The sequence below is a fragment of the Kitasatospora sp. NPDC004669 genome (assembly GCF_040609455.1).
In the GTDB taxonomy this organism is placed as follows: Bacteria; Actinomycetota; Actinomycetes; order Streptomycetales; family Streptomycetaceae; genus Kitasatospora.
Genome location: NZ_JBEXKB010000063.1, coordinates 13,964 through 37,936, shown reverse-complemented (window position 1 = coordinate 37,936; position 23,973 = coordinate 13,964). Strand labels below are relative to the sequence as shown.

General features: G+C 73.5%; 19 protein-coding genes and 1 pseudogene. 10 read left to right on the top strand and 10 right to left on the bottom strand.

Translation table 11 applies throughout. From position 1 onward, the window contains the following. Position 1: 1 nt before the first annotated feature. Positions 2–802, bottom strand: coding sequence for a hypothetical protein (locus ABZW30_RS36415; protein WP_355675544.1), 801 nt, complete (start codon positions 800–802; stop codon positions 2–4). A 289-nt stretch (positions 803–1,091) separates the two neighbouring features. On the opposite strand from ABZW30_RS36415, the gene ABZW30_RS36410 reads away from it, so the two are divergent. Genes ABZW30_RS36410 through ABZW30_RS36390 form a run of 5 tightly spaced genes read left to right on the top strand, consistent with a single transcriptional unit; the run spans position 1,092 to position 5,674 of the window. Further along, positions 1,092–2,279, top strand: coding sequence for a 4Fe-4S dicluster domain-containing protein (locus ABZW30_RS36410; RefSeq protein WP_355675543.1), 1,188 nt, complete (start codon positions 1,092–1,094; stop codon positions 2,277–2,279). Between the two features lie 8 nt (positions 2,280–2,287). Further along, positions 2,288–3,088 (top strand): FAD/NAD(P)-binding protein, encoded by an 801-nt coding sequence (locus ABZW30_RS36405; protein WP_355675558.1) that lies wholly within the window; start codon positions 2,288–2,290, stop codon positions 3,086–3,088. 5 nt (positions 3,089–3,093) lie between these two features. After that, positions 3,094–3,894, top strand: coding sequence for an oxidoreductase (locus tag ABZW30_RS36400; protein WP_355675542.1), 801 nt, complete (start codon positions 3,094–3,096; stop codon positions 3,892–3,894). Then, the gene (locus ABZW30_RS36395; protein ID WP_355675541.1) at positions 3,891–5,186 is read left to right on the top strand and encodes a nickel-dependent hydrogenase large subunit; all 1,296 of its coding nucleotides are present in this window, start codon (positions 3,891–3,893) and stop codon (positions 5,184–5,186) included. The genes ABZW30_RS36400 and ABZW30_RS36395 overlap by 4 nt, the downstream gene beginning before the upstream one ends. A 5-nt stretch (positions 5,187–5,191) precedes the next feature. Then, positions 5,192–5,674, top strand: a complete 483-nt coding sequence (locus ABZW30_RS36390) for a hydrogenase maturation protease (protein ID WP_355675540.1) — start codon at positions 5,192–5,194, stop codon at positions 5,672–5,674. A gap of 89 nt (positions 5,675–5,763) precedes the next feature. Here ABZW30_RS36390 and ABZW30_RS36385 read toward each other — a convergent pair whose 3' ends face one another. Then, positions 5,764–6,249, bottom strand: a complete 486-nt coding sequence (locus ABZW30_RS36385; protein ID WP_355675539.1) for an FBP domain-containing protein — start codon at positions 6,247–6,249, stop codon at positions 5,764–5,766. A gap of 71 nt (positions 6,250–6,320) precedes the next feature. Between ABZW30_RS36385 and ABZW30_RS36380 the strand changes: the two genes are divergently transcribed. After that, positions 6,321–6,890 carry a WHG domain-containing protein gene (locus ABZW30_RS36380; RefSeq protein ID WP_355675538.1) on the top strand — a complete coding sequence of 190 codons (570 nt, stop codon included), beginning with the start codon at positions 6,321–6,323 and terminating at the stop codon, positions 6,888–6,890. Positions 6,891–6,909: 19 nt separating this feature from the next. Here ABZW30_RS36380 and ABZW30_RS36375 read toward each other — a convergent pair whose 3' ends face one another. Continuing rightward, positions 6,910–10,461, bottom strand: a complete 3,552-nt coding sequence (locus ABZW30_RS36375; protein ID WP_355675537.1) for a hydantoinase B/oxoprolinase family protein — start codon at positions 10,459–10,461, stop codon at positions 6,910–6,912. 144 nt (positions 10,462–10,605) lie between these two features. Here ABZW30_RS36375 and ABZW30_RS36370 point away from each other — a divergent pair, with 144 nt between their 5' ends. After that, positions 10,606–11,760 carry an NAD(P) transhydrogenase subunit alpha gene (locus tag ABZW30_RS36370; RefSeq protein ID WP_355675536.1) on the top strand — a complete coding sequence of 385 codons (1,155 nt, stop codon included), beginning with the start codon at positions 10,606–10,608 and terminating at the stop codon, positions 11,758–11,760. 51 nt (positions 11,761–11,811) lie between these two features. Here the strand turns inward: ABZW30_RS36370 and ABZW30_RS36365 are convergent, their stop codons facing one another. Further along, on the bottom strand, positions 11,812–12,423 hold the full coding sequence (locus ABZW30_RS36365) for a hypothetical protein (RefSeq protein ID WP_355675535.1): 612 nt from the start codon (positions 12,421–12,423) through the stop codon (positions 11,812–11,814). A gap of 220 nt (positions 12,424–12,643) precedes the next feature. Here ABZW30_RS36365 and ABZW30_RS36360 point away from each other — a divergent pair, with 220 nt between their 5' ends. Next, on the top strand, positions 12,644–13,213 hold the full coding sequence (locus ABZW30_RS36360) for a hypothetical protein (protein WP_355675534.1): 570 nt from the start codon (positions 12,644–12,646) through the stop codon (positions 13,211–13,213). 99 nt (positions 13,214–13,312) lie between these two features. On the opposite strand, the gene ABZW30_RS36355 is transcribed toward ABZW30_RS36360, so the two are convergent. The 6 genes and pseudogenes from ABZW30_RS36355 to ABZW30_RS36330 form a co-directional block, all read right to left on the bottom strand. Continuing rightward, a complete protein-coding gene (locus tag ABZW30_RS36355) occupies positions 13,313–13,846 on the bottom strand; it encodes a flavodoxin domain-containing protein (RefSeq protein WP_355675533.1) in 534 nt (177 codons plus the stop codon). Positions 13,847–13,953: 107 nt separating this feature from the next. After that, a pseudogene (locus tag ABZW30_RS36350) lies at positions 13,954–14,067 on the bottom strand (universal stress protein); the annotation flags it as partial. Between the two features lie 34 nt (positions 14,068–14,101). Further along, positions 14,102–14,347 (bottom strand): DUF1918 domain-containing protein, encoded by a 246-nt coding sequence (locus tag ABZW30_RS36345; RefSeq protein ID WP_355675532.1) that lies wholly within the window; start codon positions 14,345–14,347, stop codon positions 14,102–14,104. A 212-nt stretch (positions 14,348–14,559) separates the two neighbouring features. Next, positions 14,560–16,953 (bottom strand): glycosyl hydrolase family 65 protein, encoded by a 2,394-nt coding sequence (locus ABZW30_RS36340; RefSeq protein WP_355675531.1) that lies wholly within the window; start codon positions 16,951–16,953, stop codon positions 14,560–14,562. A gap of 71 nt (positions 16,954–17,024) precedes the next feature. After that, positions 17,025–17,336, bottom strand: a complete 312-nt coding sequence (locus ABZW30_RS36335) for a hypothetical protein (protein WP_355675530.1) — start codon at positions 17,334–17,336, stop codon at positions 17,025–17,027. Between the two features lie 21 nt (positions 17,337–17,357). Then, positions 17,358–17,870: a nucleoside-triphosphatase gene (locus ABZW30_RS36330; protein WP_355675529.1), complete on the bottom strand. Its 513-nt coding sequence runs from the start codon at positions 17,868–17,870 to the stop codon at positions 17,358–17,360. Between the two features lie 1,117 nt (positions 17,871–18,987). Here ABZW30_RS36330 and ABZW30_RS36325 point away from each other — a divergent pair. Then, the gene (locus ABZW30_RS36325) at positions 18,988–21,444 is read left to right on the top strand and encodes an RICIN domain-containing protein (protein ID WP_355675528.1); all 2,457 of its coding nucleotides are present in this window, start codon (positions 18,988–18,990) and stop codon (positions 21,442–21,444) included. Positions 21,445–21,548: 104 nt separating this feature from the next. After that, positions 21,549–23,960, top strand: coding sequence for a ricin-type beta-trefoil lectin domain protein (locus ABZW30_RS36320; protein ID WP_355675527.1), 2,412 nt, complete (start codon positions 21,549–21,551; stop codon positions 23,958–23,960). Positions 23,961–23,973: the final 13 nt, after the last annotated feature.

Below are 23,973 nucleotides of genomic sequence, written 5' to 3'. Positions count from 1 at the left end.
TTCATCCCGGCGGTCGGCCGATGTCGCGGCCGAGTTCGAGGGCGAGGATCTGGTCCAGGCGTACGAAGGTTTCGAAGCGGGCGCCGTCCGGCAGGGCGGCCCGGGCCTCCAGTGCGTGCAGGGCGCGCACCGCGACCCGGGCGTCCAGGTCCTCGTTCAGGCCGTCGAAGCCGCCCTGGACCATGTCGGCTTCCGGCGGGCGGGAAGGTTCGCAGGCGAGATCGGCCACCAGTGCACGCCAGCGGGCCAGCCGCGCGGCGGCGTCCGCCAGGTCGTCGGCGGTGATCCGGATCGGGGCGGTGACGGCGTGTTCGAGGAAGGTGAGGCGCAGTGCGAGGGGGTCGTGCTCGTCCAGGGTGATCGAGGCAAGCGGTTCGGCTCCGGAATCCGGACGGGCGGGCCGGGGCGCCGTCACCGGACCGGTGACCAGGAGCGACGGGGCCGGCGGGCCGGGACGGGAAGGTGAGCGGCTGGTGATCGACAGGTCGGCCGCCGTCCGGCCTTCGTCGCCGCCGTGGCGTGTGCTGAGCCGGGCGGGCGGGTGCACACCGAGTCGGTCGGCGGCCTTCAGCAGGGTCCGGGTCTCCTCGCCGGGGGTGTCCGGGACGACGAGTTCGACGACCACCTGCAGGCCCTGGGCCTCGGAGGTGCGGGCCAGTACGTCACCGGCCACCAGGGCTCGCAGATCCCCGAGGCCGAACGGGTGGCCCTGCTCACCGACGTCGACGGTCACGTGCAGGAGTCCGGCCCGCTGTGGGTGGATCTCGGTGCGTTGCCCGGTGCGGGCGTCGGTGATGCGCAAGGGCGTCTCCCTCTCGGCTCGGTGGTGTGTGGCCAGGATGCGGCACCGCCCGGCTCGTCGTCGGTACGGCCGTCGCCGAGTCGGGCGAGTTCCCACTGAAGGTCCTGGCACAGGCCGCGTGGGCGCCGGACCCGGACGGTCCGGGTGCGGCCACGGCCGCGGGCGGACCCCGACGGGCCCCGGGGGTGGGGCCGGGCGGCCCATGCGGAATCCCGGGACGCGGCGGACAGTGGAACGTAGCGGGCCGCCCACCCAGGGCGGTGCCCGGGACCGGCCCGAGGACAGCCCCATGGACACCACCACCGCACCGCTCGTGGAACTGGACGAGCAGGGCCTCGCCGCGCTCGTCGAGGCCCTGCGGCAGCGCGGGTACACCGTGATCGGGCCCACCGTGCGGGACGGCGCGATCGTGCTCGCCGAACTGGCCTCGGCCGAGGAGCTGCCGTACGGGTGGGGCATGGCGGCCGAGGCCGGCACCTACCGGCTTCACCGGCGCCAGGACCGGGCGGCGTTCGCCCACTCCGCCGGGCCGCAGTCCTGGAAGACCTTCCTGCACCCGCCCCGGGCCCGGCTCTGGCAGGCGGCCCGGGCCGAGGACGGCACCGTCACCGTCCGCGAGGACGACGACCCGCCGCCCCGCTACGCCTTCCTCGGCGTGCGCCCCTGCGACCTGCGCGCGATCGCCGTCCAGGACCGGGTGCTGACCGGCGGCGCGTACGCCGATCCGGTGTACGGGTCGCGGCGGGCCGGCGCGTTCGTCGTCGTGGCCGAGTGCACCGAGCCGAGCGCGGTCTGCTTCTGCGCCTCGATGGGCACCGGCCCGGGCCTGCCGCAGGGATCGTCGTACGACCTGGCGCTCACCGAGACGGTGGAACCGTGGAGGTCCCCCGGGCCGGAGGCCGGGGGAGGGCCGCGCTACACCGTCCGTGCCGGTAGCCCCGACGGCGAGGACGTCCTCGCCGCACTCCCCACCCGCCCCACCGACGGCGAGCACGCCCGCCGCGCCGTCGCCGAGGCCGCCGGGCGCATGGGCCGGACCATGGACCCCACCGACCTGCGCGCGCTGATGGCCGGCACGATGACCGCCGAGCGCTGGGACCAGGTCGCGAACCGCTGCCTGACCTGCGGAAACTGCACCATGGTCTGCCCCACCTGCTTCTGCACCACCACCGAGGAGACCACCGACCTCACCGGCGACCACGCCGAGCGGTGGCGCCGCTGGGACTCCTGCTTCGACCTCGACTTCTCCCACGTGCACGGCACCGGCCCGGTCCGCAGCTCCGCACGCAGCCGCTACCGGCAGTGGCTCACCCACAAACTCGGCACCTGGCACGACCAGTTCGGCTCCTCGGGGTGCGTCGGGTGCGGCCGCTGCATCGCCTGGTGCCCGGTCGGCATCGACCTCACCGAGGAGGTCGCCGCCCTGCGCGCCGAGGCCGCGGCATCCGAGGCCGTACCACCCGAGGGAGCACCGTGATGCACCCGATGACCCCCGCCCCGTACCGGGTGCTGGCCCGCCACCGGGAGACCGCCGACACCGTCACCCTCGACCTCGTGCCCGCCGGCGCCGCCCCGCTGCGTCCGTTCCGGCCGGGGCAGTACGCGATGCTGTACGCCTTCGGCACCGGGGAGATCCCGCTCTCCACCAGCCGGATCGACGGCGCCGTACTCGGCCACACCGTTCGCGCGGTCGGAAAGGTCAGCGAGGCGCTCTGTCGGGCCGAGCGCGGCGACTGGGTCGGCTCCCGCGGCCCGTACGGCACGGTCTGGCAGACCCCGCCCGCCGGCAGCGACGTACTGATCGTCTCCGGCGGCATCGGACTGGCCCCGTTGCGCCCGCTGATCGAGGAAGTACTCGACCGGGTAGGGGAGTTCGGGACGGTCTCGGTGCTCACCGGGTACCGCGACCCGGGCGATCAGCTGTTCCTCCACGACCTGCCGCGCTGGTGCTCCCGGGCGGACGTCCGGACCACGGTGGACCGCCCCGAGCCCGGCTGGCGTGGCGCCGTCGGGCTCGTCACCGGTTTGCTGGACCGAGCCGACTTCCGGCCCGAGCACTGTGCCGCCTACCTGTGCGGCCCCGAGGTGATGATGCGCGCCACCGCCCGGGAACTGCTGCGCCGGGGCGTGGCCGCCGAGCGGATCCGGGTCTCACTGGAACGCAACATGCGCTGCGCCACCGCCTGGTGCGGCCACTGCCAGCTCGGCCCGGTCCTCGTCTGCCGGGACGGCCCGGTCTTCGGCTGGGACCACGCCGAGGGCCTGCTGTCCACCCCCGAGCGGTGAGCGCCATGGCCGGTTCCCCGCGCCTGGCGGTCTGGAAGTTCTCCTCCTGCGACGGCTGCCAGCTCACCCTCCTCGACTGCGAGGACGAACTCCTCGCGCTCGCCGGGCGGGTGGAGATCGCCTACTTCCTGGAGGCCTCCAGCCGCGAACTGCCGCCGCCCTACGACCTCTCCCTGGTCGAGGGCTCCATCGCCACGGCCGCCGACCTGGAGCGCGTCCGGCGAGTCCGCGAGCAGTCCCGGTACCTGGTGACCATCGGCGCCTGCGCCACCGCGGGCGGCGTCCAGGCGCTGCGCAACCTGGCGACCCTGCCCGAGTACCAGGCCGTCGTCTACGCCCGGCCCGAGTACGTCGACAGCCTCGACCAGTCCACCCCGATCGCCGCCCACGTGCCGGTCGACCTGGAACTTCGCGGCTGCCCGATCGACAAGCGGCAGCTGCTGGAGGTCATCACCGCCTACCTGGCCGACCGCAGACCCGACATCCCCACCCACAGCGTCTGCTTCGAGTGCAAGCTGCGCGGCACCACCTGCGTCACCGTCGCCCACGGCACCCCGTGCCTCGGACCGGTCACCCAGGCCGGCTGCGGCGCCATCTGCCCGGCGTACGGGCGCGGCTGCTACGGCTGCTTCGGGCCCCTGGGCGGCCCCAACGGCCGGGGAAGGCCCAACACCCGGGCCCTGCTGCCACTGCTGCGCCGCGACGGCGTCACGGAGGCGGACGCCGCCCGGCTCTACCGCACCTTCAACGCCGAGGCCCCCGACTTCGCGGAGGCGGCCCGGCAGGCGACCGAGGAGGCCGGATGACCCACCGCACCGAGCGGCTGCTCACCGTCGGCGCGTTGGCCCGCGTCGAGGGCGAGGGCGCGCTGCACATCGCCGTCCGCGACGGCGGGGTCGAGGACGTCCGGCTGGAGATCTACGAACCCCCGCGCTACTTCGAGGCGCTGCTGCGCGGCCGCCGGTACACCGAACCGCCCGACCTCACCTCGCGCATCTGCGGGATCTGCCCGGTGGCGTACCAGATGAGCGCCTGCCAGGCGGTGGAGAACGCCTGCGGGGTCCGAGTGGGCGGCCGACTCGCTCAGCTGCGACGGCTGTTGTACTGCGGGGAGTGGATCGCGAGCCACGCCCTGCACATCTACCTGCTGCACGCCCCCGACTTCCTGCACCTGCCGGACGCGCTGGCGCTGGCCCGCACCGACCCGGCCACGGTGCGGCGCGGACTGCGGCTCAAGAAGGCCGGCAACGAGATCCTCGAAACCCTCGGCGGGCGCGCGATCCATCCGGTGAACGTCCGGCTCGGCGGCTTCCACCGGCTGCCGACCCGAACCGAACTCGACCACCTGGCAGCGGTGTTGCGCCAGGCCCGGACCGACGCCGAGTCCACCCTCGGCTGGGTGGCCGGGTTCGACTTCCCGCCGCTGACCGTCCGGCACGAACTCCTCGCGCTCACCGAGCCCGACGGCTACGCCATCGACTCCGGTACGCCCACCGGCACGATCGCCGGCCCCTTCGACGTGAACGACTTCGAGCGGCGCGTCCGGGAGCGTCAGGTGCCGCACTCCACCGCGCTGCACGCCACCCTCGACGGCCAGCCGCACCTGACCGGGCCGCTCGCCCGCTGGAACCTCGGCAGCGGGCGCCTGCCCGCCGAGGTCCGCGTGCTGGCCGCCGAGGCCGGGCTCGGCCCGCGCTGCGACAACCCCTTCCGCAGCATCGTGGTCCGGGCGGCGGAGGTGCTGTGGGCCGTCACCGAGGCGCAGCGGATCATCGAGCGCTACGAGCCGCCGCCCGCCCCGGCCGTCCCCGTCCCACCCCGGGCGGGCACCGGGTACGGCGCCACCGAGGCCCCGCGCGGGCTGCTCTACCACCGCTACGACCTGGACGCGGACGGCCTCGTCCGGCGGGCCGTGATCGTGCCGCCGACGGCGCAGAACCAGAGTGCGATCGAGGCCGACCTGCGGGCCTTCGTCCAGCCCCGACTGCACCTGGACGACGCCGAGTTGACCCGCGCGTGCGAGCGGGCGATCCGCAACTACGACCCGTGCATCTCCTGCGCGGCGCACTTTCTCACCCTCACCATGGACCGGAGGTGACGATCATGGGCGGCGAACGCGTCGTGGTCATCGGCGTCGGCAACGAGTACCGCCACGACGACGGCGCCGCCGTGGCCGTCCTCGCGCGGCTCGCCGCCGACGGGCCCGACGTCGACCGGCTCACTCTGTGCGACGGCGAGCCCACCCGGCTGATGGAGCTCTGGGAGGACGCCGACCTCGCCGTGGTGGTCGACGCGGTGCACGGCCACCCCGGCGAACCGGGCCGGATCCACCAGATCACCGTCGACGCCGACCACCTGCTCGCCGATCCCCTCGCCGACGAGGAGGCGGCGGCCGGCACCCACGGCCTGGGCCTCGGCCACGGTGTCGCGCTGGCGGCCGCCCTGGGGAAGCTGCCGCGCGAGCTGCTGATCCTCGCGGTCGAGGGCGCGGACTTCTCCGTCGGCGAGGGCCTGAGCCCGGCCGTCGCCGACGCGGTGCCGCGCGTCGCCGCCGAGGTGCGCCGGGCGGTGGAGGCCCGGCGATGACGACCCGGCGGGGCGGCGCTCGGCGCCCGGCGGCGCCAGGAACCAGCCCAGGGTGACGGCGAGGTCCCAGGGCGAGACCCCGGCCCCGGTCATGTCGTGACCTTGGCGACGAAGGCGGCGAGGTTGGCCACCGTGCGCCGGATCTTCTCCTCGACGGTGAGCGACTCGTGGAGCCGGGTGCCGACCTCCCGCTTGCCGCGCACGTAGAGCGAGCAGGCGAGGTCGCTGCACATGTACGCGCCGACGGAGTTGCCCTGTTTGCCGGCCTTCCCGGCCAGCGGCGCGACCAGCAGCGAGACGCCCCCGGTGTGGGTGGTCACGCAGAGCGAACAGATGCTGCGGCGGGCCTGCCAGGAGGCGGCGCTGGAGGAGCGCAGCGCGACCGCCACCGTACGGCCGTCCAGCTCGACCGCGAGGAAGGCGCGATCGGGGGCCTGCGGGTCGCGCCACCCGAGGAAGTCCAGGTCGTCCCAGGGCTGTTCGACCAGGTCGCGGGGGACGTGCAGGCGCTTCGCCTCGCCCTTGCTGCAGTTCACGAAAGCGGTGCGGATCTCTTGCTCGGTCAATGGCTTCATAGGAGGCACAGTAAATAACCTAGAGGTATTAGGCAAACGTATAATGGCCCCAGGCGATCGAAGGGAAGCACATGGCACGCGTAGGGCTGAACGCGGAACGACTCACTCGGGCCGGGGCGGAGCTGGCCGACGAGGTCGGCTTCGACAAGGTCACGGTCTCGGCGCTGGCGCGCCGCTTCGGCGTCAAGGACGCGAGCCTGTACTCGCACGTCAGGAACTCCCAGGACCTCAAGACCAGGATCGCCCTGCTCGCGCTGGAGGAACTCGCCGACCGGGTCGCCGCCGCCCTCGCCGGACGCGCCGGCAAGGACGCCCTGGCCGCCTTCGCCAACGCCTACCGCGACTACGCCCGCGAACACCCCGGCCGCTACGCCGCCGCGCAGCTCGAACTCGACTACGAGGCCGCGCGCAACAGCGCCGCCGTCCGGCACTCCCGGATGACCCGCGCGATCCTGCGCGGCTACGACCTCGCGGAGCCCGACGAGACCGACGCCGTCCGCCTGCTCGGCAGCACCTTCCACGGCTACGTGACCCTGGAGCGGGCGGGGAGCTTCCAGCACACCCCGCGCACCGCCGAGGACACCTGGTCGCGCATCCTGGACGCCCTCGACGCCCTGCTGCGCACCTGGCCGACGGCCTGACGTCGGGGCTGCGGCGGAGTCAGCCGCCGTAGCCGCCCCCGCCGGGGGTGCGGATCTCCAGGGCGTCTCCGGCCGCCACCTCGGCGCTGCCGCACCCGGGCAGGTCCTCGACGGTGCCGTCGGCGCGCAGGATCCGGTTGGCGCCGAGGTCGCCTGGGGAGCCGCCGTCCAGGCCGTACGGGGGGACCCGGCGGTGGCTGGAGAGCAGGCTGACCGTCATCGGTTCGCGGAAGCGCAGCCGGCGCAGCGCGCCGTCGCCGCCGTGCCAGCGGCCCTCGCCGCCGCTGCCGGGGCGGACGGCGAACTCCTCGACCAGGACGGGCAGGCGCCACTCCAGGACCTCGGGGTCGGTGAGCCGGGAGTTGGTCATGTGGGTCTGGACGACGTCGGCACCGTGGAAGCCGGGGCCGGCGCCGGAGCCGGAGGCGATGGTCTCGTAGTACTGGTGGTGCTCGTTGCCGAAGCTGAGGTTGTTCATCGTGCCGGAGCCCTCGGCCTGGACGCCGAGTGCGGCGTAGAGCGCGCCGGTGATGGCCTGTGAGGTCTCCACGTTCCCGGCGGCGACGGCGGCGGGGTACTCCGGCGCCAGCATCGAGCCGGGCGGGACGACGATCCGCAGCGGGCGCAGGCAGCCGTCGTTGAGCGGGATGTCGTCGGCGACGAGGGTGCGGAAGACGTACAGGACGGCGGCGGTGACCACGGCGGAGGGGGCGTTGAGGTTGCTCCCGAGCTGGGGCGAGGTACCGGTGAAGTCGACGGTGGCGCTGCGGTCCTCGCGGTCCACCCTGACCTCGACGGCGATCACGGCGCCGGAGTCGGTCTCGTAGCGGTAGCCGCCGTCGCTCAGGCCGTCGACGGCCCGGCGCACCGCCTGTTCGGCGTTGTCCTGGACGTGCCGCATGTAGGCCTGGACGACGTCGAGGCCGAAGTGGTCGATCATCGCGTTGACCTCGTCGACGCCCTTGCGGTTGGCGGCGATCTGGGCGCGCAGGTCGGCCAGGTTGGTGTCCGGGTCGCGGGACGGGTACGGCGCCCCGGTGAGCAGCCGTACGGTCTCCTCCTCGCGCAGCCGCCCGTCCACCACCAGCGGCCAGTCGTCGAAGAGCACGCCCTCCTCGTGGATCTCCCGGCTGGCGGCGGGCATCGAGCCGGGGGTGATGCCGCCGATCTCGGCGTGGTGGCCGCGCGAGGCGACGAAGAACAGCACCTCGCGGCCGCCCGGGTCGAACACCGGGGTCACCACGGTGATGTCGGGCAGGTGGGTGCCGCCGTGGTACGGGTCGTTGACCGCGTAGGTGTCGCCCGGGCGCAGCTGCGGGCCGCGGCGGCGGATCACCGCCTTGACGGTGGTGCCCATCGAGCCGAGGTGGACCGGGATGTGCGGGGCGTTGGCGACCAGGTTGCCGTCCGGGTCGAAGAGCGCGCAGGAGAAGTCCAGGCGCTCCTTGATGTTGACCGACTGGGCGGTGGACTCCAGTCGGGCGCCCATCTGTCGGGCGATCGCCATGAAGAGGTTGTTGAAGACCTCCAGCAGGACGGGGTCGGCGGCGGTGGTGACGGCCTCCTCCGTGCGCGTCTCGGTGTGTTCGAGCAGCAGGTGCCCGGCGTCCGTCATTCCCGCCCGCCAGCCGTCGTCCACGACGGTGGTGGCATTGGCCTCGGCGATCACGGCCGGGCCGGCCACGGTGTCGGACGGTCGCATCGACTCGCGTCTCAGCAGCGGGACCCGGCGCCATCGGCCGCCCGTGTACAGCGGCACGTCGGTGGGCTCCGGCGCCTGCTCGGGGGCGGGGGAGAGGGTGTCCAGTTCCGGCTGCTCGGTGAGGCCGGTGCCTTCGACGGCCAGGGCCTCGATCACCAGCGGGCGGTCCATCAGGAAGGAGTAGGTGGCCCGGTGCCGCCGCTCGAACTCGGCCCGCATGTCGGCCGGTTCGCCCAGCGGGACACCGATCGTGGTGTCGGTTCCCCGGTAGCGCAGCCGGGCCCGGTGGGTCAGCCGGATCCGCTCCGGCGGGGTGCCCTGGTCGAGCAGCTCGGCGGTGGCGGCCGCCGCCAGTTCCTCGGCGAGCGCCCGTACGGCGGCCATCTCCCCCTCCGTCAGCGGCTGTTCGACGGCGTGCTCGCGCAGCACGGCGGTGTCGGCCAGGCCGATGCCGAGGGCGGAGAGCACCCCGGCCATCGGCGGGACCAGCACGGTACGGATGCCCAGCGCCTCGGCCACCGGGCAGGCGACCTGGCCGCCCGCGCCGCCGAAGGTGGTCAGGGCGTAGCGGGTGACGTCATGGCCCTGCTGGACGGAGATGCGTTTGATCGCGTTGGCGATGTTGCCCACCGCGATCCGCAGGAAGCCCTCGGCCGCCTCCTCCGCCGTCCGGTCGCCGATCTCCTCGGTCAGCTCCGTGAACTGGCGTCTCGTCAGCTCGGTGTCGAGCGGTTGGTCGCCGTCCGGCCCGAAGACGTGCGGGAAGTGTCCGGCCTGGATCCGGCCGAGCAGCAGGTTGGCGTCGGTGACGGTCAGCGGCCCGCCGTTCCGGTAGCAGGCGGGGCCGGGGTCCGCGCCGGCCGAGTCCGGCCCGACCCGCAGGCGCTCGCCGTCGAAGCGCAGCACCGAGCCGCCACCCGCCGCGACGGTGTGGATGGCCAGCATCGGCGCCCGCAGCCGCACCCCGGCGACCTGGGTGGTCACCACCCGCTCGTACTCGCCGGCGAAGTGCGACACGTCGGTGGAGGTGCCGCCCATGTCGAAGCCGATCACCCGGTCGTGGCCGGCCAGTTCCGACATCCGCACCATGCCGACGATGCCGCCGGCCGGACCGGAGAGGATCGCGTCCTTGCCCCGGAAGTGCCCGGCCTCGGCCAGGCCGCCGTTGGACTGCATGAACATCAGCCGGACACCGGGCAGTTCGTCCGTCACCTGCCGGACGTAGCGGCGCAGGCCGGGGCCGAGGTAGGCCTCCACCACGGCGGTGTCCCCGCGCGGCACCAGCTTCATCAGCGGGCTCGCCTCGCTGGACAACGACACCTGGTCGAAGCCGAGTCGCCCGGCGAGGCGGCCGATCTCCCGTTCGTGCGCGGGGTGCAGGTAGCTGTGCAGGCAGACCACCGCCAGCGAGCGGATGCCCTCGCGCAGGCAGTCGCGCAGGTCCTCGGCGAGCCGGTCGAGGTCGGGCGGGCGCAGCACCTCGCCGTCGGCGGCGATCCGCTCGTCCACCTCGACCACCCGGGCGTACAGCGGCTCGGGCAGCGTGATCCCGCGGGCGAAGATCTGCGGACGGTTCTGGTAGCCGATCCGCAGCGCGTCCGCGAAACCGCGGGTGATGCACAGCGCGGTCGGCTCCCCGGTGCGCTCCAGCAGGGCGTTGGTGGCCACCGTGGTGCCCATCCGGACCGAGTCGATGCCCGCTCCCGCAGGGAGCAGGGCCCGGATCCCGGCCACGGCGGGGTCGCGGTAGCGGGCCGGGTCGTGCGAGAGCAGCTTGTGGGTCAGCAGCCGGCCGTCGGGGGCCAGCGCGACCACATCGGTGAAGGTCCCGCCCCGGTCCACCCAGAACTGCCAGCCCTTGGAGGCCATGACCGGCTCCCTCCGCCGTGCCGCGTGGCGCCCCGCGCGCGGGAGGCCCCGAGCCCTGGGACCGAGTATCCGACCGGGCGAAGTGAGCGGGCAAACGGGACATACTGGGCATGCCGGCCGACCCGGGGGACAACGGAGGCAGCGATGAGGACCACGACGGTAGGAGTGCTCCGCGAGACCGCGCCCGGCGAGCGCCGGGTGGCCCTGGTGCCCCGGCTGGTACCGGCCGTCGGCCGACTCGGCGCGACCGCCCTGGTCGAGCCCGGCGCCGGCGCCCTGGCCGGCCACCACGACGCCGACTACCGCGCAGCGGGCGCCGTCGTGGTCGGACGGACGGAGCTGCTCCGCCGCTCGGACGTCCTGCTCGGCATCCACCCGCCGAACGTCGACCCGGTGCGTGAACTGCGCCCCGGCCAGGTACTGGCCGCGCTGGTGCGCCCGCACCGGATCCCGTACCTGGTCCGGCAGTGGGCCAACCGCGCGGTGACGGCGATCGGCCTCGATCTGGCGCCGGACCTGCCCGCCGCCTACCCGCTGGACGCCGAGGCCTCCCAGAGCAGGCTGGCCGGCTACCGGGCGGTCCTGCTGGCCGCCACCCGAATGGACCGCTGCCTGCCGCCCTGGGGCACGGCGGACGGGCTGTTCGACCCGGTCCGGGTGCTGGTGGTGGGCGCCGGCCACGCGGGCCTGCAGGCGATCGACACGGCCCGCCGCCTGGGCGCACCCGTGAGAGCGGTCGAGCTGCGCCACCGCGAGCGCGCGGCGGTCGCCGCGCTGGGCGCCGAGCTGCTGGACCTGCCCCGGCTGCACCCGGTCGCGGACGACCCGGAGCTGTGGGAGACCGTCGACCGTGAACGCCCGGCCTGGGTGGCCGGCCTCGCCGAGGCCGTCGCCGACCATGACATGGTGGTGACGGCCCTCGACCTGCCCGGCCGGATCCCCCCGGTGCTGCTCCACACGACGGCGGTCGCGCGGATGCGGCCCGGCTCGGTGCTGGTGGACCTGGCAGCCGGCCCGGAGGGCGGCACCATCGAGGGCGTCCGGCCGGACACCACCACACTGGTCGGCGACGGGGTGATCGCCGTCGGCGCCGGGGAGCTCGCCGCCCAAGTGCCCGCGACCGCCTCGCTCGCGTACGCCCACAACGCGCTCGCGCTGCTGGAGCGCCTGCTGCGGGGCGGGGAGCCTGCGGCCGACCCGGTGCTCGGGCCGATGCTGGTGACCGACCGGGGCATGGTGCGGCACGAGCCCACCCGGCGGTTCCTGCAGGACGTGACCGCCGTCGCCGGCCTGCCGTAGCGCCTCGGGCCCGGGCCCGGACGACTGTCGGCTCTCAGGCCCGGACGGCTTTCAGACCGCGGCGCGCGCGAACAGCTCCGCGTGGCGGGCGATCGCCCCCGCGTGGTCGGCGCACCGCCGGTAGCAGCAGGACAGCAGCACCAGGTCGGCGGTGTCGACCGGGTCCGTCTCCTCCCCGCGCAGCAGCAGTTCGTACAGCAGGCGCTGCCGCTGGGCGACCTCGTGCAGCTCGGTGAGCACGTCCGCCACGGCCTCCGGTGCCCCGGACTCCAGGGCGGCCGCCGCCCGTCCGACCAGGTCCAGCGCCGCGTCGGCGATCCCGCGCAGCGGGACCAGCAGCCGATCGTCGAACGGCTCGCGCCCCTGGCGCGCCCAGGCCGCCTCCAGCAGCCGCTGCACCAGCTGTCCGAGGGCCTCCACCTCGCACCCGACGTGGACGCCCACGACGACCTCGGCCCGGCCGCCGAGCGTCCCGGCGGTGTCCTCCTCGATCCGGGCCCGCAGCTCGGCCAGGGCCTTCTCGGCGCCCGGAATCCCCTCGCCGTCGCCCTCCGCACCGGTCAGCGCGGTCGTCGCGCCGCCCAGCGCGGTGCGCGCCAGCCGTACCAGACCGGCCAGCTCGCCGAGCAGGGCGCGGTACCCGCCGCCCGCGCCGTCAGGCATCGCGTCCACTCCCGTCCTCCGGCCCCTCGACCAGTGTCCCTCCGCCAACGCGGGCCGTCGCGGCCGCGACGGGCGCAGCGGGCTGCGGGCGTCCCCGTCGGGCCGAGCCGGGCCCCGGGGGACTCCCCGGCCCGGTCACGACGAACCGCCCTTCACCGGCATCAGCCGCACCCAGGCCCTGGTCCGGCGGACCCGGCGCGAGCAGGCGCCCGGCCGGTGGATGTCCGACCTCGACGTGCTGGACGTGGTCCGCCTGTTCGACGACGACTACCCGGCACTGCGCGAGGACGTCCTGACCGCTGTGCTGGACGACCTCGCCGGCGCCGAGGGCACGACGACCGACGCGTACGCGCGGGCCCGGCTGGGACTCGACGACCGCTCGCCGCTGCCGGAAGCCCTCACCCGCTGGTTCACCGAATCGGAACCGGCCGGGCTCACCGCCGCGGACCGCAACCGGCTCCTCATGGTGCGGGTGTGGCCGGTGTGGCAGTCGGTCGACTGGAGGCCGGCGGTCCTGGCGCGGCTGCGCGAGTCCGGACGCTGGGACGAGTGGTGTCACCTGGTCGCCCGCGCGGACGCGGCCGCGGAGGAGACCCGCCACCGGCTCGTGGTCCCGCCGCCGGCGGTGTGCGCGAAGCTCTTCCTCCGGCACTGGCGCCGGCCCGGCACGTCCGCGCAGGTCGAAATGGTCCGACGGGGATTCTCCGGGCCGGAGGAACTCGGCCGTGCGGTCCGGCCGTTCTTCGCGTTCGACGTCCGACGCGGGCGGGAGAACGCCGCCGCACGGTGAGCGGGGCGCAACCGTTCGCGGGGCCGGACCCCTCGGGGTCCGGCCCCGCCCGACGGCGCGGCGGCTCGGCGGCGGGGCGCCGCGTGGTGCGGTCCCCGGTCAGACCAGGCCCGCGCCCCAGGCACGGGCGCGGTCGAGCTCGCCGGTGCGCAGCGGGCCGTCGGCGCTCTCCACGATGAAGCCCTCGGGCTCGGCGACCACGTCGTAGTGGTGGCTGGAGAGACGGTGGGCGATGCCCTCGGCGGCGCCGCCGGCCCCGGGCATGGAGACGCGGGTGTCGAAGGCGGCGGCATAGGTACCCGGTTCGGTCTTCGGCAGGTCGTGGAACCAGGACCGCAGACCCGGCCCCTCGGCGGTCTCCCGGGCTTCGGCGGCGGCGTCCTCGTGGCCCTCCTTGCGGCTCTCGGACACGGCGGCCATCCGGCGGCTGAGCCCGGAGGACATGCCGCGCAGGTGCGTCGGTCCGCCGACCACCAGCAGGTCCGCGGACCGGGTGAGGGCGGCGTCGACCTCGGCCACCGGCATGCAGTCGACGGCCGCCTCGGGGTCGGCCTGGTGGACGCCCTCGGCGATCGCCTCGGCGATCTCCCGGGTGTTGCCGTACATGCTTTCGTACACGATCACGGTGTGCATGGTCTCCACCTTTCGTCACTCCCAGACTCGCCCCGTGCTCGCGGCCCGCGCACGGGCCGTTCGGCCCGGATCGGGCCGTCGGGTGGACTGGATCAACGTGGACCGGATCAACGTCGCGAGGCGGGCACGGTGATGACCGGGCGGTGGGCGCGGTGCAGCAGGCCGTGCGGGACGGAGCCGAGCCGCATGCCGGTGAATCCGCCGTCACCGCGGCGGCCGACGGGCGGCCTCGGCGACGGTCACGGCGGTGACCCGTCAGTCGGCGAAGAGGTGCGGGTGGGGCGGTAGGGTCGCCGCAGCGTCTTCGGGTGCGTGGTGGTAGTGGTGGATCCGGGCGTCCGGGCCGGGGAAGTACTCGGTCACCCGGTCGCTGTCGGACCAGCGCACGTCGTACGGCGGGCTGCCGTCCGGATGGTGCAGGCCGACGATCTCGCCGTCCCTGCGCGCCGCGCCCGGCCGGGTGCCCTGGACGATGATGCGGTCTCCCACGGCGGCCTTCATGCCGTCCTCCCTGGGTCGGTGCCGGGCCGGGGTGCGCCCGGTCGTCCGTTACTTCCATGGCACCACCCCGGACGGGGCCCGGCAGGGGCCGGACGGTCCCCGGGTACCGGGCCCGCCGGCCCGAGTACCGGGCTGCCGTCGGGCGGTGCCTCTCGTCCGCGGTGACTCCGCGGCGGGCCCCGCCGCGCTGGTCGGGGCGATGGCGGACGGCCTCACAGGTGGAAGCGGCGGGTCTCACCGGGCCGGATCGTCGCCTCGGTGCCGCGCAGGTGGATCCGGACCGGCTCCTGGCGGTCCTCGCGCAGGCTGACCGTGACGGTACGGCGGTCGACGGCGATCGCGACACCCCAGTGGCCCCGGTAGCGCAGGTCGAGTTCCAGCCGGCCGAGGGCGGAGGGCAGACGCGGGTCGAGCCAGAGGGCGTCCTCGCGGACCTCCAGGCCGGTGTAGCAGCGTTGCAGCAGGTCCACCGCGCCCGCCATGGCGCCGAGGTGGACGCCCTCCGCCGTGGTGCCGTGCTGGGTGTCGCGAAGGTCGGCCACCAGGGCGTCGCGGAAGTACCGCCAGGAGGCGCGGCGGTCGGAGCGGGTGAGCACCCAGGCGTGCACCACGGAACTGAGCGTCGAGCCGTGCACGGTGCGCCGCAGGTAGTAGTCGGCGGTGCGGCGCAGCAGCTCGTGGCCGGCCGGGTGGCCCAGGCGTCGCAGCAGGTCGCGGACCTCGCGGGCGGAGAACAGGAACCAGAGCATCAGCGCGTCGGCTTGCTTGGAGGCCTTGTAGCGGTTGACGCTGTCGCCCTCGGCCTCCAGGATCCGGTCGAGCCGGCGCAGGTCGGGGTAGCGGAGCCGGTAGGCCCGCCAGTCGAGCTCGGCGAGCCGTTCGTAGCCGTCGAACTGGCTCAGGACACCGTCGTGGAAGGGGATGTGCAGGTGCCGCCCGACCTCCTGCCAGCGGTCCAGCTCCAGGTCGTCGAGATCCAGACGCTCTCGCAGTTCGTCGCGGCGGTAGCCGGGCAGGGCGTCCAGGGCGTCCTGGGCGCGGGCCAGCACCCAGGAGGCCAGCACGTTGGTGTAGGCGTTGTCGTCCAGGCCGGGCCGGGCCGCCCCGGGGTAGGCGTCGTGGTACTCGTCGGGGCCGAGCACACCGCGGATCGACCAGTGTCCGTGGGCCCGGTCGTAGGAGGCGGCGGAGGACCAGAAGCGGGCGATCTCCAGCAGCGACTCGGCGCCGGCCGCGGCGAGGAACTCCCGGTCCCCGCTGGCCTGGTAGTACTGCCAGATGTTGTACGCGACCGCCGAGCCGACGTGCCGTTGCAGGTGGCTGTGGTCGGGCAGCCAGCGGCCGGACAGCGGGTTGAGGTGCAGTTGCTGGGACTCCTCCCGGCCGTCGGCGGCGCTCTGCCACGGGTACACCGCCCCGCGCAGGCCGAGCTCGTGGGCCTGGCGGCGGGCGGCGTCGAGGCGGCGGTGGCGGTAGCGGAGCACGGCGCGGGCCAGCTCGGGGAAGCGCAGGTTGAGCAGCCTCAGCACGAACAGCTCGTCCCAGAAGACGTGCCCCCGGTACGCCTCGCCGTGCAGCCCGCGGGCCGGGACGCCGACGTCCAGGTCGACGGAGTGCTCGGAGTAGGTCTGGAGCAGGTGGAACAGGTTCAGGTGCAGCGGGCCGGAGCCGTCGAAGTCCGCCTCGATCCGGCAGCGGCGCCACAACTCGGACCAGCGCAGGGTGTGTTCGGCCAGCAGCTCATCGAAGCTCCCGGCATCGGCGGCGAGTTGGCGGGAGGCGCGCAGCGGGGTCTCGATCGCCCGGTCACGGGAGGTGTGCACCGCGACGGTCTTCGTCACGGTGACGGGTCGGGCCGGCTCGGCGTCCAGGGTGAGGAGGTGGGCCGCCCAGCCCTCGCGGCACTCGGTCGCCACCCGCGCCGCGGACGCGCTCACCCGGGCGCACAGGGCGATCCGCAGCGGGGAGTTGGCCGCGTCGGCCTCCAGCCGGAGCAGCCCCGCCTCGTCCACCCCCTGACCGGCCGGGACGAGGTGGCGCTCGGTCAACCCTCGGTAGCGGGCGACGCCCGTGTTGGCGACATCGCCGTCCAGACCCGAGCGGACCTCCAGCGGGCCGGACCAGTTCTCCGGGGTGAAGGTGCTCTCCAGGGCGAGGAGGTGCGGCCGGGCCTGGCTGGCGAGGCGGCGCTGCACCAGCCGGGTCCGGCGCCCCCGCTCGTCGACCACCAGCGCCCTGCGGGTCAGCACACCCCGGCGCAGGTCCAGCTCCACGGTCTGCTCGGCGGGCGGTCCGGCGAACCACGCGCCACCGGGTGCCCGGAAGGTCAGCGGCAGCCAGTTCGGGCAGTTGACCAGGTCCTCGTTCGCGACCACCCGCCCCGCGACCGTCGACTCCGCCCGGTCGTAGCAGCCGGCCAGGTACGTTCCCGGGTAGTGGACCCCGTCGGCGACCGCTTCCGGCGCGGCGCCCCGGCTGACCAGGTACCCGTTGCCGACCGCGCACAGCGCCTCCCGCAGCCCCTCCTCGTCCGGGTCGAAGCCCTGGTAGCGGAGCGTCCACGGGTCCGGCATGTCGGGGTACCCCGCCGGTGGATCTGGTGCCACGACGTGACCTCCGTGCCGACTGGCCTGCCTCCAGTCTGCGTACCGTGCCGCCGGGCCGCTCGCCGCCCCGCTCAGCCGCCGCGCCGCGCCGGGCCGCCCAGCGCGCGGGCAAGGACCCGGAACGACCCGCTGCTCACCCGGCACCAGGCCCGCGCCGTGCCGCCGAGAGTCCGGTACCACGCGATGCCGAACGGGAGGGCGATGGCGAACCAGGACGGGGGCGCCAGCTCGCCGGGCCGCTGGGCACCCTCGGCCGCCCAGCGGCGGCACCGCGCGACGCCCCGGCGGGTCCAGCGGGCGCAGCGTTCGGCACGCCCGGTCCAGCGGGTCGAGGCGTTCAGCAGTGCGGCGCTCCAGCGGTCACGGCGGCCCGCCATCGTCATGCCTCCTCCCGTACGGTCCGGTCAGTGCCCCAGGCGTGCCGCCAGCTGTCCGGGGAGGGTGTCCCGGTTCGCCCGGGTGAGCTGGAGCACCTCGACGTCGGCGCGGCGTTTGAGGGTGTCGGTGAACGGGCCGTGTTGCGCCTGCACGGTGGCCACGACGTCGACGTCGGCGGCGAACAGCGCCTGTACGGCGTCCTCGAACGGGCGGTAGGCCAGCTCCATCCGTCCGAGTTCGTCGATGAGCAGGAGGGTGCGCGCCGACCATGCCAGGGCGGGCAGGGCCAGGCGCTCCATGACCCGCAGATCGACGCCGTACCGCCCGACCCGGGGCGGCCCCGGGAGGTCGACGTGGGCGAGCACGGCCCGCTCGCCCGACAGCGTCTCCAGGGCGAAGCCGACCCGGGCACCGCCCGTACGGATCTCCTCCGTGGTGAAGCCGGCGGTCTCCCGGGCCCGCAGCAGCACGGCAAGGCGGCGGACCGCCGTGGTCTTCCCGCTGCCGGGGCGCCCCTCCAGCAGGATCCTGATCGGCATGGCGGACTCCGCATCGTGCGGTCGAGTGGTGAACGGTCCCGTCACCAGCGTCTCCCTCCGCGACTCCGGGCCGCAACGCCGTTCGGCGCCCCGGGACGGGGCCGGCCGGCCCTCGCGCGATGCCGCGCCGACGCCGCGAGCCCGGGGGCGTTGATGCGCCCGGCCTCGGTCGTGGTGGCCGGAGTGTCCCGGCGGCCGGGCTCGGCCGGGCGGACCGTTCTCGGGAAGATCCGGTGGGGCGGTTTCGCGGGCGCAGTCTGGGCGGTCGACCCGCACGCCCGGGAGATCGACGGCGAGCCCGCCAACCCGTCCGTCCGGGTGCTGCTCGCTGTGGCCAGGTCGGGGTGCTGCGAGGCGGCTTGGTCCAGGTGCGCGTGGTGGGCGTTCACGGTGTGGTAGCCGCCGTCGTAGGTGCCGTCGGCGGCCGCGGAGGGAGAGGTGCATCGTGGGGCTCCTGAGGGTGGGGGCCGATCAGCCGGTAGCAACAGGATCGATCAGGAATCACCGCAATCAAACGCACTGAGGCAAAAGGGAACACCCAGCTCAGGCCTGAGTCAAGCTCAGGTTTGCCTCCATGGTGGTTTCGAAGCCGTCTCGCCATGCCCGCCTGCCCCCGTGTCGAGCAGGGTCGAGCAGGATGGTGGTCGGGCGGACGGTTTCCGCGCCCGAGCGCGGACGGGCCTGCGGTGGCGGCCGGCGGGCCGTGCGGGCTCATCTGGACGCTCCGTCGGTGGCTCGACGACCACCCTGGTCAGGGGCGTTCGGGTGGGGTGCTCGACTGCGCCTACTGGTCGGTAGGTGGGCGCTCGGGACAGCTTTCGGCAGAGCTGGGGCGGCGTCAATGGTCGACTGCGCGGCTCGTGTGATGGTGGCGCCGCGCCTGTGGGTCTGCGGTCTCGGGGCGCGGCCGGTCGTGTTTGGTGGGGGGTGTCGGCCCGGCGATGACGTTGAATCTCTTGCCAAGTTGTTGATTGGTGTTGGAAGTTGGGTCTACGCTCCTGCCTGGCATTCCGGCATGAACCTGACACGGCGCTCGGCGACCCGGTCGGCCGATCCTCCCGTGACCCGAGTCCTGCCGGACCCCCACGCCGCCAGAGCCGCAGGACAGGAGCAGTTCATGAGTAGATCCCCCCATCCGTTGTGCAGAGGGTTCGCCGCGGCGGTGGCCCTCACCCTGGGCGTCGCGACAGCCGTCGTGGGCGCACCGGCAGCGCTCGCCGCGCCCACGACCGCCACCCAGTCGGTGACGCTCGACGGTTCCTCACCGGGGCGGGCCTTCGACGGCCTCGGGGCGATCAGCGGCGGCGGGGCGACCTCGCGGCTGCTGGTCGACTACCCCGAGCCCCAGCGCAGCCAGGTGCTGGACTACCTGTTCAAGCCCGGCTACGGCGCCTCGCTCCAACTGCTCAAGGTGGAGATCGGCGGCGACGCCAACTCCACCGACGGCCCCGAGCCCTCCCACATGCGCACCCCCACCGACGTCAACTGCGACCGGGGGTACGAGTGGTGGATCATGGAGCAGGCCAAGGCCCGCAATCCGAACATCAAGTTCTACGGCCTGGAGTGGGCCGCGCCCGGTTGGCTGAACGGCGGCGTCTGGTCCCAGGACAACATCAACTACATCCAGTCCTGGCTGGGTTGCGCCCAGGGCCACGGCCTGAACATCGGCTTTCTCGGCGGCTGGAACGAGAGCGGCTACAACAAGACCTGGTTCGAGAACCTGCGGTCCTTCCTCGACAGTCACGGCTACACCGGGACCACGCTGGTCGCGTCCGACAACGACGACGCGAACTGGTCGGTGGCCGGCGACATGGTCGCCGACGCCGCCTTCAACAAGGCCGTCGGCGTCGTCGGCGTGCACGGCACCTGCTGGCACTCGTCCCCGTCCTATGCCGGCTGCCCCGGCAGCAGCACGGCCGCCAGCCTGAACAAGCCGCTCTGGCAAGCCGAGGACGACAACGACAGCGACAGCATCAACCCGAGCGCGCTGGCCCGCAACGTCAACCGCGAGTACATCGACGCCAGGATCACTGCGGACATCAAGTGGGCCCTGGTCGGATCCTGGCCCGGGGACCTGCCCTACGCGGGCGCCGGGCTGATGGCCGCCGACCAGCCCTGGTCCGGCAACTACACGGTGGGCCGCGACATCTGGGTGATGGCGCACACCACCCAGTTCGCCCAGCCCGGCTGGCAGTACCTGGACAGTGCCGGCGGCTACCTGAGCGGAACCGGAACCAACGGCGACCCGCACAGCGGCAGTTACGTCACGCTCAAATCCGGCCAGGACTACAGCACCGTCGTCGAGACCACCGACGCCACCGCCGCGCAGACCGTGAACTTCACGGTCGCCGGAGGCCTGTCCACCGGCCCGGTGCACGTGTGGGACACCAACATGAACTCCACCGACCCGTCGCAGTGGTTCCTCCACACCCAGGACGTCACGCCGCAGGCCGGTTCGTACGCGCTGACCCTGCAGCCCGGCCACGTCTACACCCTGAGCACCACCACCGGCCAGGGCAAGGGCAGCGCCACCCCGCCGGCGGCCGCGACCATGGCACTGCCGTACCAGGCCGACCTCAGCGGCTACCAGGCCGGCGCCACCGCCCGCTACTTCCACGACTGGGCCGGCGCCTTCGAGACCGCGCCCTGCCCGGCCGGGGCGAACACCCCGATGTGCCTGCGCCAGGTCATCACCCAGGCCCCCACCCCCTGGCACACCGACATGAACTACACCCCGGCCACCTTCCTGGGCGACCCGTCCTGGACCCACTACCAGGCGAGTACGGACGTCGACCTCGAACAGGCCAGCACCTCGGCCGAACTGCTCGGCCGCATCGACCACGTCGACCACGACCGCAGCGCCTGCCACCTGAAGATCGACGACACCGGCGCCTGGAGCCTGTTCACCGAGGACCGCTCCGCCGCCGTCACCGTGCTCGCCAGCGGCAGCTACCCCGGCGCGGGCGCCGGCACCTGGCACAACCTCACGCTGGCCATGCAGGGGCAGACCATCACCGCGTCGATCGACCACAACCAGGTCGCCTCGGTCGCCGACGCCGCCCACCACACCGGGCAGCTCGGCCTGGGCGTCGGCGGCTTCCAGCACGTCGACTTCGCCAACACCACCGTCACCCCGCTCGCCGCACCGGTCACCCAGACCGTCGTCAGTGCCAACAGCTCCAAGTGTCTGGACGTGACGGGTGCCTCGACGACGGACGGCGCGCAGGTGATCCAGTGGACTTGTGGGGCGGGGAAGGCGAACCAGCAGTGGGCGTTGGTGCCGGTGCCCGGCAGCAGCGCCGTGCAGATCGTGTCGGCCAACAGCTCCAAGTGTCTGGATGTGACGGGTGCCTCGACGACGGACGGCGCGCAGGTGATCCAGTGGACTTGTGGGGCGGGGAAGGCGAACCAGCAGTGGGCGTTGGTGCCGGTGCCCGGCAGCAGCGCCGTGCAGATCGTGTCGGCCAACAGCTCCAAGTGTCTGGATGTGACGGGTGCCTCGACGGCGGACGGCGCGCAGGTGATCCAGTGGACCTGTGGCACCGGTGCCAACCAGCGGTGGACCGTCTCGTAACGGGACCGGCACGGTCCTGATCCCCTTCGTCGCGCCGACCGTCCGACCGGGCCGGTCGGCGCAACCGGACACCATCCCCCACCTTCCAGCCCCCGGAGACCACCTTGGGCCGCAAACACCTGCCTTCGAAACTCCGCACCGCCCTCGGCGCCGCAGCCCTGCTGTTGGGCGCACTGGGCGGCCTGGCCACGACGCCGGCAGTGCAGGCCGCCACCACCGTCCAGACCGCCGTCACCGTCGACGGTACTCAGCCGGGCCTGACCTTCGACGGGGTCGGCGCGATCTCCGGCGGCGGCGGCAACTCCCGGCTGCTGGTCGACTATCCGGAGCCTCAGCGTAGCCAGCTGCTGGACTACCTGTTCAAGCCCGGCTACGGCGCCTCACTGCAGGTGCTGAAGCTGGAGATCGGCGGCGACACCAACTCCACCGACGGCGCCGAGCCCAGCATCGAGCACACCAAGGGCACCGTCGACTGCAACCAGGGCTACGAATGGTGGCTCGCCGAGCAGGCCATGGCCCGCAACCCGGACATCAAGTTCTACGGCCTGTCCTGGGGCGCCCCTGGCTGGATCGGCAACACCGACAGCGGCGGCAACTTCTGGTCCCAGGACACCATCGACTACCTGATGTCCTGGATGGGCTGCGCCGCCCAGCACCACCTGAACGTCTCCTACCTCGGCGGGTGGAACGAGCGCAGCTTCAACGCCGCCTGGTACGAGAACCTCAAGAGCTCGCTGGTCTCGCACGGTTACGGCGCCACCAAGGTCGTCGCCGCCGACGACACCTGGGCCGTGGCCGACGCCATGGCGACCGACCCGGCGTTCAGGAACGCCGTCGACATCGTCGGCGTGCACTACCCCTGCGGCTACATGAGCTCCTTCACCAACTGCCCCAGCACCCCCAACGCCAAGGCGCTCGGCAAGCCGCTGTGGGCGAGCGAGAACGGCTCCGAGGACGCCAACGACGGTGCCGGCGCGGTCGCGCGCGGGATCAACCGCGACTACCTCGACGGCAAGATGACCTCCTTCATCAACTGGCCGGTCATCGCCGCGCTCTACCCCAACCTGTTCTTCTCCACCGACGGCATGTCGATCGCCAACGAGCCGTGGTCCGGCAACTACACGATCGGCAAGACCACCTGGGTCACCGCGCACACCGCCCAGTTCACCCAGCCCGGCTGGCACTACATCGACTCCGCGAGCGGCTACCTCGGCGGCGCGCGCACCAACGGCAGCTACGTCACGCTGAAGTCGGCCAACAACACCGACTACAGCACCGTCATCGAGACCATGGACGCCACCGCCGCCCAGACCGCGAGCTTCACCGTCACCGGCGGCCTGTCCACCGGCGCGGTCCACGTCTGGTCCACCGACCTGGGCTCGACCAACCCCGCGGACTGGTTCGTCCACACCCCGGACATCACGCCGCAGGGCGGCTCGTACACGCTCACCCTCCAGCCCGGGCACGTCTACACCGTGACCACCACCACCGGCCAGGGCAAGGGCACCGCCACCCCGCCGGCCGCCGCCCCACTCCAACTCCCGTACGCGGACGACTTCGAGACGCCCGCGACGACCACCTCGCCGAAGTACTTCACGGACATGAACGGCGCCTTCCGGACCGTCGCGTGCGGCGGCGGCCGCACCGGCACCTGCCTGCGCCAGATGGCCCCGACCTCGCCGATCCGCTGGACCGACGAGAAGTACAACGCGCCGTACACGATGATGGGCGACGGCAACTGGTCCAACTACACCGTCACCACCGACACCCTGTTCGAGCAGCCGAGCAGCGTCGAAGTCCTCGGCCGGGTCAACCAGCAGGGCCGCAACAACAACGGCCTGAACGCCTACCACCTGCGGGTCAGCGACACCGGAGCCTGGTCCATCGACAAGAGCGACACCAGCTGGAACTTCGCCACCCTCGCCAGCGGCACCACCACCGCGCCGGGCACCGGCAGCTGGCACACCGTCGCGCTGTCGATGCAGAACACCACCCTCACCGCCAGCATCGACGGCGTCGTGGTCGGCAGCGCCACCGACGCCAGCTACACCAACGGCCAGGCCGGCCTCGGCGTGACCGGCTACCAGACCGACCAGTTCGACAACTTCGCTCTCACCCCCGGCACGCCGACCACTCACACCGGCCCGGTCACCTCGGCCCTGCCCGGCAAGTGCGTCGACGACAACGCCAACTCCAGCGCCAACGGCACCGCCGTCCAGCTCTGGGACTGCAACGGCGGCGGCGCCCAGGTGTGGACCTGGTCCAACGGCACCCTCACCCACAACGGCAAGTGCCTCGACGTGACCGGCGGCGGCACCCTCAACGGCACCCTCGTCGAGTTGTGGGACTGCAACGGCGGCGCCAACCAGCAGTGGACGCCCCAGCCGGACGGCACACTGAAGAGCACCCAGTCCGGCCGCTGCCTCGACGACCCGGCCTTCGCCACCGCCAACGGCACCCGGCTGGAGATCTGGGACTGCAACGGCGGCACCAACCAGCGTTGGACCCTGCCGTAGCACCACCGGTTCC